General features: G+C 39.0%; 14 protein-coding genes. 9 read left to right on the top strand and 5 right to left on the bottom strand.

What is annotated here, in order from left to right:
- The first annotated feature begins 119 nt into the window (after nt 1-119).
- The 9 genes from trpA (at nt 120) to AC3DU7_RS08820 (ending at nt 7,264) form a co-directional block, all read left to right on the top strand.
- Nucleotides 120-938, top strand: coding sequence for a tryptophan synthase subunit alpha (trpA, locus tag AC3DU7_RS08860; RefSeq protein ID WP_488038987.1), 819 nt, complete (start codon nt 120-122; stop codon nt 936-938).
- 196 nt (nt 939-1,134) lie between these two features.
- The gene (locus AC3DU7_RS08855) at nt 1,135-1,857 is read left to right on the top strand and encodes an RRXRR domain-containing protein (protein WP_488038986.1); all 723 of its coding nucleotides are present in this window, start codon (nt 1,135-1,137) and stop codon (nt 1,855-1,857) included.
- Between the two features lie 67 nt (nt 1,858-1,924).
- Nucleotides 1,925-3,181 (top strand): RNA-guided endonuclease InsQ/TnpB family protein, encoded by a 1,257-nt coding sequence (locus AC3DU7_RS08850; protein ID WP_488038985.1) that lies wholly within the window; start codon nt 1,925-1,927, stop codon nt 3,179-3,181.
- Nucleotides 3,178-3,708: a hypothetical protein gene (locus tag AC3DU7_RS08845; protein WP_488038984.1), complete on the top strand. Its 531-nt coding sequence runs from the start codon at nt 3,178-3,180 to the stop codon at nt 3,706-3,708. Before AC3DU7_RS08850 ends, AC3DU7_RS08845 begins: the two co-directional genes overlap by 4 nt.
- Nucleotides 3,709-4,087: 379 nt before the next feature.
- The gene (locus tag AC3DU7_RS08840) at nt 4,088-5,023 is read left to right on the top strand and encodes a phosphoribulokinase (protein WP_488038983.1); all 936 of its coding nucleotides are present in this window, start codon (nt 4,088-4,090) and stop codon (nt 5,021-5,023) included.
- 203 nt (nt 5,024-5,226) lie between these two features.
- Nucleotides 5,227-5,397, top strand: a complete 171-nt coding sequence (locus AC3DU7_RS08835; protein WP_488038982.1) for a hypothetical protein — start codon at nt 5,227-5,229, stop codon at nt 5,395-5,397.
- A 66-nt stretch (nt 5,398-5,463) separates the two neighbouring features.
- Complete coding sequence (locus AC3DU7_RS08830) at nt 5,464-5,820, top strand: hypothetical protein (RefSeq protein WP_488038981.1); 357 nt, start codon at nt 5,464-5,466, stop codon at nt 5,818-5,820.
- A 193-nt stretch (nt 5,821-6,013) separates the two neighbouring features.
- On the top strand, nt 6,014-6,601 hold the full coding sequence (locus AC3DU7_RS08825) for a class I SAM-dependent DNA methyltransferase (protein WP_488038980.1): 588 nt from the start codon (nt 6,014-6,016) through the stop codon (nt 6,599-6,601).
- 75 nt (nt 6,602-6,676) lie between these two features.
- Nucleotides 6,677-7,264 (top strand): class I SAM-dependent DNA methyltransferase, encoded by a 588-nt coding sequence (locus tag AC3DU7_RS08820; protein ID WP_488038979.1) that lies wholly within the window; start codon nt 6,677-6,679, stop codon nt 7,262-7,264.
- 270 nt (nt 7,265-7,534) lie between these two features.
- Here the strand turns inward: AC3DU7_RS08820 and AC3DU7_RS08815 are convergent, their stop codons facing one another.
- The 5 genes from AC3DU7_RS08815 to AC3DU7_RS08795 all read right to left on the bottom strand — a co-directional run bounded on the left by AC3DU7_RS08815 (nt 7,535) and on the right by AC3DU7_RS08795 (nt 10,027).
- Nucleotides 7,535-7,807 (bottom strand): zinc ribbon domain-containing protein, encoded by a 273-nt coding sequence (locus tag AC3DU7_RS08815; RefSeq protein WP_488038978.1) that lies wholly within the window; start codon nt 7,805-7,807, stop codon nt 7,535-7,537.
- Between the two features lie 317 nt (nt 7,808-8,124).
- Complete coding sequence (locus tag AC3DU7_RS08810) at nt 8,125-8,442, bottom strand: hypothetical protein (RefSeq protein WP_488038977.1); 318 nt, start codon at nt 8,440-8,442, stop codon at nt 8,125-8,127.
- Nucleotides 8,382-8,504, bottom strand: a complete 123-nt coding sequence (locus AC3DU7_RS08805) for a helix-turn-helix domain-containing protein (RefSeq protein ID WP_488038976.1) — start codon at nt 8,502-8,504, stop codon at nt 8,382-8,384. Before AC3DU7_RS08805 ends, AC3DU7_RS08810 begins: the two co-directional genes overlap by 61 nt.
- A 189-nt stretch (nt 8,505-8,693) precedes the next feature.
- Nucleotides 8,694-8,840 carry a hypothetical protein gene (locus tag AC3DU7_RS08800; RefSeq protein WP_192901216.1) on the bottom strand — a complete coding sequence of 49 codons (147 nt, stop codon included), beginning with the start codon at nt 8,838-8,840 and terminating at the stop codon, nt 8,694-8,696.
- 230 nt (nt 8,841-9,070) lie between these two features.
- On the bottom strand, nt 9,071-10,027 hold the full coding sequence (locus AC3DU7_RS08795) for an RluA family pseudouridine synthase (protein WP_488038975.1): 957 nt from the start codon (nt 10,025-10,027) through the stop codon (nt 9,071-9,073).
- Nucleotides 10,028-10,059: the final 32 nt, after the last annotated feature.

The raw sequence follows: 10,059 nt of genomic DNA, 5'->3' as shown, positions 1-10,059 counted from the left end.
GGAGCCAGGAAGGGAAATAGGGGACTTGAGCAAGCCTGCAAAAATATTTGGCCTTAAAAGGGGAGGGTGCGCGACCCAATTATTTTGATAAACTATTTATCCAATATTAAAAATTAAAAATGATTTCAGTTTCTCATAGCTTTGAATCTCTACGCAATTCGGAAAATGGTCGCCAGTGTGCTTTTATTCCTTTTATTACGGCAGGCGATCCAGATTTGGAAACTACTGCCAAAGCTTTGGAGGTATTGGATAATAGTGGGGCCGATCTGATTGAGTTGGGTGTGCCCTATTCTGACCCTTTGGCTGATGGTCCAGTAATTCAGGCTGCTGCTACTCGCTCTTTGGCCCGGGGGACTACTTTGGAGTCAGTATTGGAGGTGGTGCAGACGACAAGTAAAAAGTTGCGATCGCCAATTATTTTGTTTACTTACTATAATCCTATATTGTCTCGAGGGGTGGAGAGTTTCCTGAAAAAAATTTATGATGCTGGTGCTAGGGGTTTGGTTGTGCCGGATCTGCCGTTGGAAGAGGCGGACATTTTGTTAAATCCGGCTCGGGATATTGGGGTTGAGTTGACCTTGTTGGTTGCTCCTACTAGCCCAAAAGAGAGAATAGAGGCGATCGCCCGTCAGTCTCAAGGGTTTATTTATCTGGTGAGTGTGACTGGGGTAACGGGAATGCGTAATCAAGTACAGACGCGGGTTGAAGATTTGTTGGTAGAAATGCGAGAGGTTACAGATAAACCTATTGGTGTTGGTTTTGGTATTTCTCAACCGGAACACGCTTCGCAAGTAAAAAATTGGGGGTCTGATGCGGTTATTGTTGGTAGTGCGGTGGTGAAGCGTTTGGCAGAGGGAACGCCGGATGAAGGTTTGGAGGCGATCGGGGAGTTTTGTCGAAGTTTGAAGTCTGCTATTAGGTCAACTTCTGCGGGCTGAAGCCACGCAGCTTGAGCGACCCAACGCTTAACTAAGAATTGGCTAGACCATGAGCCAAAAGCGATAACACTTCCAAATGTTTCCCTGGTTTGGATTATCTGTTGGCCTTTTTGGGTAAAGGCACTGCGTTATTGCAGGACACAACGCTTTTGGTGGTCTTAGGGACACACAACTTTCTCGAAAAGGATTATCTCTTATGCTTCGAGTACCTGTCCAAAATCCTGATGGCTCCCCTGCAATGCCGACAAAAGCATCCCGGGCGCGTCGTTGGGTTAAACAAGGAAAAGCAACTGAGCATTGGAATGATGCGGGTTTGTATTACGTTCGCTTGGTAGCCGAACCATCGGGTCGCGAAACCCAGAAAATAGCGGTTGGCTGTGACCCTGGTAAAAACTATACGGGAATTGCTGTGCAGTCTGCTAAATTTACCCTTTATACTGGTCATTTGGTTTTGCCTTTCGAGCGTGTTAAAGAACGACTAGGCTCTGCTGTAATTAAACGGGGAAAAGTTATCAAAAACGTCAGAGGTCGAGCATTGCAACGTCGGGTGCGACGGGGGAGGAAAATTGACAGGAAAGTACCTTTTAACCAGCGTGCCCATCGGCAAAAGCGATTTGATAATCGTTGCAAAAAAAGTAAACTAGCTCCATCTATTCGGGCTTCAAGGGAAATGGAAATTAGGATAATAACAGAATTGTCCAAAGTTTTCCCTATTGCTACCATTGTTTATGAATTGGTTAAAGCTGATGTAGATTTAACCAGTGGTAGAAAAGCAGCACGTTCGGGCAAAGGATTTTCTCCAGTGATGGTTGGACAAAATTGGTGCGTAGAAAAACTCAAATCTATTGCCCGAGTTAAAACAGTTTATCTAAATGTTGGCAGAAGACCCGCGCTCTCCCCTAGGGAAGCGTCGGGATGAATGGCAACCAATGTTGCGGTTTCACAAATAATCTGTTAAAATGTAAGGGTAGAAAAGCAAATAGTAGATGGTTGAGAAAGCATATAAGTTTAGATTCTATCCGACTCCAGAACAGGAAAACCTGTTGCGCAGAACATTGGGGTGCGTAAGGCTAATCTATAACAGAGCTTTAGATGCTAGAACTCAAGCTTGGTATGAAAACAAAGAGCGAGTAGGGTATAAGCAAACTTCTGCCATGCTGACTCACTGGAAAAAGCAGGAAGATTTAGATTTCCTTACTGAAGTCAGTAGCGTCCCATTACAGCAAGGTTTGAGACATCTACAAACTGCTTTCACTAACTTTTTCAGTGGACGTGCCAAATATCCCAACTTTAAGAAAAAGCGTAATGGTGGTAGTGCAGAATTTACAAAGTCCGCATTTAAGTGGAAAGATGGTCAAGTCTATTTAGCTAAATGTGCTGAACCATTACCTATAAGATGGAGTAGGCAATTACCAACGGGTTGTGTCCCAACGACAATTACAGTTAAACTCGACCCCAGTAACAGATGGTCAGTGTCCCTTAGAGTCAATGACCCCAGAAACTTGAAGCTTAAACCAGTAACCAAACAAGTAGGTATTGACTTAGGAATTACCAGTTTAGTGACTACCAGTGATGGAGAAAAATTCGCCAACCCCAAGAATCTAAATAAATTACACAAGAAACTTAGGTTAGCAGGGAAGTCTTTATCTAGAAAAACTAAAGGATCTAATAACTACCAAAAGGCTAGACTAAAAGTAGCCAGGATACACGCAAAAATTAAAGATTCAAGGCTTGATTACGCCCATAAGCTAACTACTCAATTAATCAGAGAAAATCAAACTGTTGTGGTTGAGGATTTAGCAGTAAAGAATATGGTCAAAAAGCGGTGCGACCCCGCGACGACGCCAGTCGCAAGGGAACGCGCACCAAGAGACCATAAGTTAGCCAAAGCAATAAGTGATGCCAACTGGGCAGAGTTAGTCAGACAGTTAGAATACAAGGCTGAATGGTATGGACGGGAATTAGTCAAGATTGACAGGTATTTTCCCAGTTCTAAGCGTTGTTCTAATTGTGGTCATGTAGTAGGAAAATTACCTCTAAGCGTGAGAGAGTGGGATTGTCCTGAATGTGCAACTCACCACGATCGAGACATAAATGCAAGTATAAATATTTTGGCTGCGGGACTCGCAGTGTCAGTCTGTGGAGCGACCGTAAGACCATCTGAGAGTAAATCTCGGAAGGCGGGTGCATTGAAACAGAAAGTCCCTAACAGTGATGTTAAGGAATCCCGCGCTGTCTCGTGAGAGCAGCGTCGGGAGGATGTCAAGGCTGGCAAAAAAACAAGAACGGAACCAGTCAAATTCGCCAACATTTAGGATTAGAGAAAATTAAAGATAAAAAAGCCCAAGTGCCAGAATCTCATGGAGTGGATGGCATTGCTTTAGCTGCAAGCGAGTTTGTTCGCTATGGGGTGAGTCCCAGAAAAAACTGTGATACCTATGGTTGGAAAGGTTCAGTTAACATTACTTGTTGCGTTTTTCGAGTAATAACTAGACCTGCTTATTTCCGTCGTGCATTGCACTTTGATAATGCTGAAAAAGGCGGTGTTCGTAAACGCAAAGGTGGAACTATTACTCCTTTTGAATTGCGATACGGCGATAAAGTTATTGCTGAAAAAGCAGGAAAAACTGACATCGGGTGGATTGGCGGTTTTACTAATGCCAAAACCAAAAATATCAGCGTCTATGACCATAATTGGAAACGAATAGGACAATTTTCTCCGAAGAAAGTCCAACTGATTCGTAGGTCTAATAAACTATGCGTCTTTTAACTTTCCCGACGGTTTCAACTGCCGTTTTGCTGGCGCACACTTCGTTAACGCTGCGCGACATGAAACGCTTTTCCTCCACCCTTTAAAAAGAGGCCGATTCCAAGCTCTCGATTATTTTTCTTGAAGGAAGAAGGAAAAACTTTATCCCTCTCAAAAATCTTGCCCCAGTTTCAAATAAATCTTCAAGAATTTAGAATTTAGAATTTAGAATTACCTATCCTTGAAAAGAAGAGGATTGACTAATTATGAAAATTTTTATTTATTATCCCCTTAAAAGGGGAGGCTTTAAACCATAATATTTCGGTAAAATTAAGAAATAATTATAAATTTCCGGTTGTGTTATGTAAGCCGTTGTCCGGTAGTAGAGAGAAATAAAATTATGAATTATCGTCCAATTATTCTAGGAATTGTCGGTGATAGCGCTGCGGGTAAAACTACTTTGACTAGAGGAATTGCTCAAGTCTTAGGGCCAGAAAATGTGACTGTGATTTGTACAGATGACTACCATCGCTACGATCGAAAACAAAGGGCAGAAATAGGTATTACAGCCCTACACCCAGATTGTAACCATCTTGATATTATGCAGCAACATTTGACTCTGCTGCGTACTGGACAACCAATTCTTAAGCCCATTTATAATCACTCAACGGGAAAATTTGACCCGCCAGAATATATTAAGCCTAGCAAGTTTGTGATTGTTGAAGGACTATTGGGTTATTCCACTAGGGGTGCGAGAGATTGTTACGATGTGAAAGTGTACCTTGCACCACCAGAGGATTTAAGGGCTAAGTGGAAGGTAAAACGGGATACGATGAAGAGGGGATATAGTGAAGAACAGGTTCTCAAAGAGATGGAAAAACGGGAACCAGACTCGGAGGCTTTTATCCGTCCCCAACGCAAGTGGGCAGATGTAGTTGTTACTTTTTATCCTCCTTCAAATGATGAAAATAGCTCTGAACTTCATGTACGCTTAGTGCTGAGGCCAACTATTCCTCACCCAGATTTTCTAGAGATTATTGGCCAAGGTAGTCCTAGTTTTCAGCCAGCAGTACGCTTGGGGTTGGACCGGGATATGGGTAAGCCAGTGGATGTTTTGGAAATTGATAGTCATGCTACTAAGGAACAGGTAAATGAATTAGAGATGATTTTATGTCAGGATACGCCTTACTTAAAGGATTTTTGTTCACCTGAAGGAGACCCAGATCTTGGTAAGTTAGTTGGTACGACTGGGGAATTGCTTCAGAGTTATCCTTTGGCTTTGACTCAGTTACTTGTTGCTTATCATATGATTAAGGCTACTAATCTTTTTCAATAGACTTCTTGCACAGGGAATAGGCAATAGGGAATAGGCAACAGGCAATAGGGAGATGACATTATTGATTTCAAGTCTTGAATTGATTTAGTTAAAAGTTTTGCAAGAGAGCTAATATTGATTTTTCAACTATAGTACTCTTGTCATGTTTTTTTTCACTAAAGTTTGGTTGGAACGGTAGATTAAGTATCAGTAAATATTGAAGTATGAACTATGCTAAACAAAATTTCCCCGAAGAATTTTATGATAATTATGCTATCAAATACGATGATGTTGTGTTTAAGGGTAAGTGTAATGCACAGCATTTGAATGAGGCAGTCAAAATATTCCATCTACACAATTATCATCAAGGTAAGATTTTAGATATAGGTTGTTGAACAGGGTTTCTAAGTGGATTATTGTAGGGAAATTTTGAATATACAGGAATTGATATTTCAGCTAATATGCTAGATGATGCAGCTCAAAGAGGTTATAAAACTATCCATAAACCGATAGAAACTACTTTAGCTGAGATTGACTCCCAGTCGTATGATTTTGTTTTTTGTTTAGGTTCATTGTATTTTGTTGAAGATGCTCAAACTGCAATTGAATATATTTATCGGATTTCCCGCAAAGCTATTATAATCAGCATTGATGAATTGACAGAGGAATATATTAAAAACTTTGCTGTTCCGGTTTATGACCATTTAAAAATTTTAGTTGAAGATGCCATAGAAGATTATTTTATTATAGGTTGGACTTCTTCAAGCCAAGGTGTTGATATACGAACTCGAATGATTTATTTTGAACACAAAAGTTAAGGTAATTTCAGTTATCAGTACCTCTGCAACAAGGAAGCAAGAAAATACAGAATTATCTTTTTTTATCCTCTTAAAAGGGAAGGTTTTAGAGAAAAATTTTTCGCTAATAGTTTAATAATATTTAACATTTAATGTTGCCTATTAATCATACGGTAAAGGATGGTAAATCTAAGTCAACTTAGAAGTATGAATTATGGTAAATAAAATTTCTGCTGAAGAATTTTACGATGAACTTGCTGCTAACTATGACGATGTGTTAAGAGACCCTAAGTGTAATGTACAACATATCCATGAGGCAGCTAAAATATTCCATAAATATAATTACCATCAAGGTAGTATTTTAGATATTGGTTGTGGTACAGGTTTTCTAAGTGAATTATTACAGGGAAATTTTGAATATACAGGTATTGATATTTCTAGTAAAATTCTAGATTATGCAGCTAAAAGAGGTTATAAAACTATCAACAAATCAATTGAAATAGCTTTACCTGAAATTGATACAAATTCCTACGATTTTGTTTTTTGTCTGGGTTCATTATTATGTGTTGAAGATGTTCAAACAGCAATGGAGCATATCACTCGAATAGCTCGTCAAGCTATTTTGATTAGTATTGATGAGACAACGGAGGAATTTATTAAAAATTTTGCTGTGCCAGTTTACGACCATTCAAAAATTACAATTAAAAATGCCATTGAAGATTATTTTATATTAGGTTGGACTTCTCCAAGTACAGGTATTCCTATCCGAACTCGCATGATTTTTATTGAGCAAAAAAACTAAAATTATTTCAGTTATCAGTTAGCCTCTTAACAGGGCGTGGAATAGTAAATATAAATCAATTTTGAACTATAAATTATGGTAGATAAAATTTCTCCTCAAGAATTTTATGATGATTTTGCTGCTAACTATGATGATGTACTCAAAGGCCCCAAGTGTAATGCACAGCACGTCCATGAAGCAGCTAAAATATTCCATCAATATAATTACCATCAAGGTAGTATTTTAGATATTGGTTGTGGTACAGGTTTTTTGAGTCAATTATTACAGGGGAATTTTAAATATACAGGTCTTGATATTTCGGCTAATATGCTGGAATATGCAACTAAAAGAGGTTATCAAACTATTAATAAACCAATAGAAAAAGCTTTACCTGAAATTGAGACTCAATCCTATGATTTTGTTTTTTGTTTAAGTTCATTGCATTGTGTCGAAGATGCTAAAACAGCAATTGAACATATTTATCGAATTGCTCGTCAAGCTATTTTAATTAGTATTGATGAAGCAACAGAGCAATACATTAAAAGTTTTGTTGTGCCAGTTTACGAGCATTCAAAAATAGTAATTGAAAATCCTATTGAAGATTATTTTATATTAGGTTGGACTTCTCCAACTACAGGTATACCTATCAGAACTCGCATGATTTACATTGAACAAAAAAGCTGAAGTAATAGTTTAAGAATATTTAATATTTAGGTATTAACTATTTTATGACTATTCAAAAATTACAATTGAAAATGCAACTGAAGATCATTTTATAGCAGCTTGGATTTCTAAAACTACAGGTATTCCTAATCCGCACTCGGATTATTTTTTTTAAAATAAATAATTAAATTTAACTATAGATTAAGTAGTGATTTTTTAGTTTCCCTCCTGACAATTAAAAGACAATTAAAAGGATGTACTGAAGTGACATACTCCCACACTAAGCTGATGCTATAGTGTACGCTCTCTCGTTTCGTAGCCCCGGTATCCCGTCGGGCAAGCGCGTGCTTTAAAGACGGAATGCCCTACGGCCCTATTTTTTATTTTTATATTTATCGTCGCATTTAAGTCGCGGTCTATTACTATGCCGCAATGTGAGCAAAAATGAGTTCGTATGCTTAATTCTTTGGGAACTTTTTTTCCACAATTTGAGCAATCTTGGCTAGTATTTTTGGGGTTCACTGCTATAGTTTTCTGTCCAGCATTTCCGGCTTTGACAGTCAAAATAGTTATAATACCAAGCGTGATAAGTGTTTGTTACAAATAGTAGAAGTAAGAAAGAAGAAGGAAGAAGGAAGAAGGATAATATTTTGAAAAAAAGGTAAAAACGATAGAAGTAACTATTCTTTAATGAACGGAAATCACTATTTTTAAGCATATCTGATTGAGCGGCACTTTTCATAGCATTCTTTTTTCACGCTTGGTATAAATTGGCCCCCAAATCGCATCGTTAATTGATTTACTCAAACGAGTCTTTGCTAGCCCTTTAATATTTAAGTTTGCCTCCGGCACGTCGCTCCGCGTCTACATGGGCGATAACTTCAGATGAGTGATAACAATTCATTGGCTATTTTAAAATGAAAATCTTTACGTTTATCGGCAACTGCTTGGTGCGCGTTCCCTCTCTTGGTCAGCATTCCGCAAGTGAGCTGGCATCGTCGCGGGGTCTGACCGCAAGCGAGCTGTCGTCGTCGCGGGGTCGCATCCGCCTTTTTATGTTGTTTGGCTACAGCTTTAACAGCTTTTAACCACCTTTTGCTACCTTTTTTCTTTCGAGATAAACGTTTTTGCAAAGTCTTTAATCGCTGCTGAGACTTTCTATAGTATAGTTGTACTGCCGACGCAACAATTCCAACCACAATTCTATTGTGGCTATTTGATCTGAGTTGGGCCTTAATTTATATTGGTAGGCAGTGCGCATGGTGGAAAATTTCCGGGGTTATAGCAAAATAATAATACAAGTTTTTCAACCAGGGCAAAAGCTTGCTGGGATGGCATGCAAATTTCATGGGCATCGAACCTATTCAATTTGCTGCCGATTCATCTCACGCCAAATCTGCATATTATGACGTGAGGCTGATCGGCGATTCAGCGAAAAGACTATTTTTTTTTAAAACACAAAAGGCAATATTGAAGTGGGAGCAGGTATCATTTCACTACCTCTCAAATCTAATAATTGTACAATAATCAAATAGGCGATCGCCAAAGCTATAGAAATAGCTCCAGTAATAATAGCCACAATTTTTCCACGATCCATAATTTTTTACTCCTGAGATTATATAAATAAAAAAAATTAGTTTTTTGTCGGTTGGGCTGAGGAGCATTAGCGTTTGCTCCGCATTCCGTCGGAAAGCCGATCCCAAGGATAAACCTAACATACAAAATGAGTTTGTTGGGTTGCGCTAGCGCTTAACCCAACCTACAATATTACTGTATTTTCAGATTTTTCTCCTAACTTCTAACTCTTGACTTTTGTCTTTTGACTTATCATCCAGAACGTCTACGCAAAACCTCAAGCAAAGTGAGAAAATCTTCTGGCAAAGGAGCGATCGCCTCGACCAACTCTCCAGAAACAGGATGTTGTAACTCTAGTCGCCAAGCATGAAGTGCTTGACCAGTTAAATTTACTCCTACCGAACGACCTTTTCCATAAATAGTATCGCCCACAATAGGATACCCTATTTTAGCACTGTGAACCCTAATTTGATGAGTCCGGCCAGTCTCTAACCGAAACAACATCATGGAAAAATTACCCAAACGTTCCTTAACTTCCCAATAAGTAACGGCGACTTTTCCGCCTCTTTCCACTGGTGTCACCGCCATTTTTTTACGGTCTACCCGATGACGACCGATAGGTAAATCTATTTTGCCACTATCTGTTTTCGGACTACCATAAACCACTCCTAAATATTCCCGCCTCGCCGTTTTTGCCTGCAACTGTGCTTGCAAATGTTGATACGCTTGGTCTGTTTTCGCCACCATTATTGCTCCAGTGGTATCCTTATCCAAACGATGCACAATACCAGGTCGTTGCACTCCACCAATACCTGCCAAAGAATCACAATGAGCTAAAAGTGCATTCACCAAAGTACCCTCAGAATGTCCAGGAGCTGGATGTACAACTAAACCTGCTGGTTTGTTGATAATTAATAAAGCATCATCTTCGTAGAGAATATCCAGAGGAATATCATTAGCTTCTATTTCTAAAGGTACTGGTGGGGGAATAGTTAAAATAATCCGATCGCCATGCTGTACTATTACTTTTTTAGAAGTGCAGAGTTGGTCATTTACTTTCACATTACCTTGGGATATTAACTTTTGAATATGCGATCGCGATAGGTCAGGTATTTGCTCAGATATCCAAACATCCAAACGCTGACTTATTTGCTTGACAAATTCACCCTTACTCTTTACCTCTAAAATTCTTGAACCTTCATCAGCCATAACTTGTAATTTCAGTTATCAGTTATCAGTTA

Source organism: Okeania sp., from assembly GCF_983059655.1.
The sequence above is the reverse complement of the archived record's forward strand: the minus strand, read 5'-3'. Positions and strand labels throughout refer to the sequence as shown.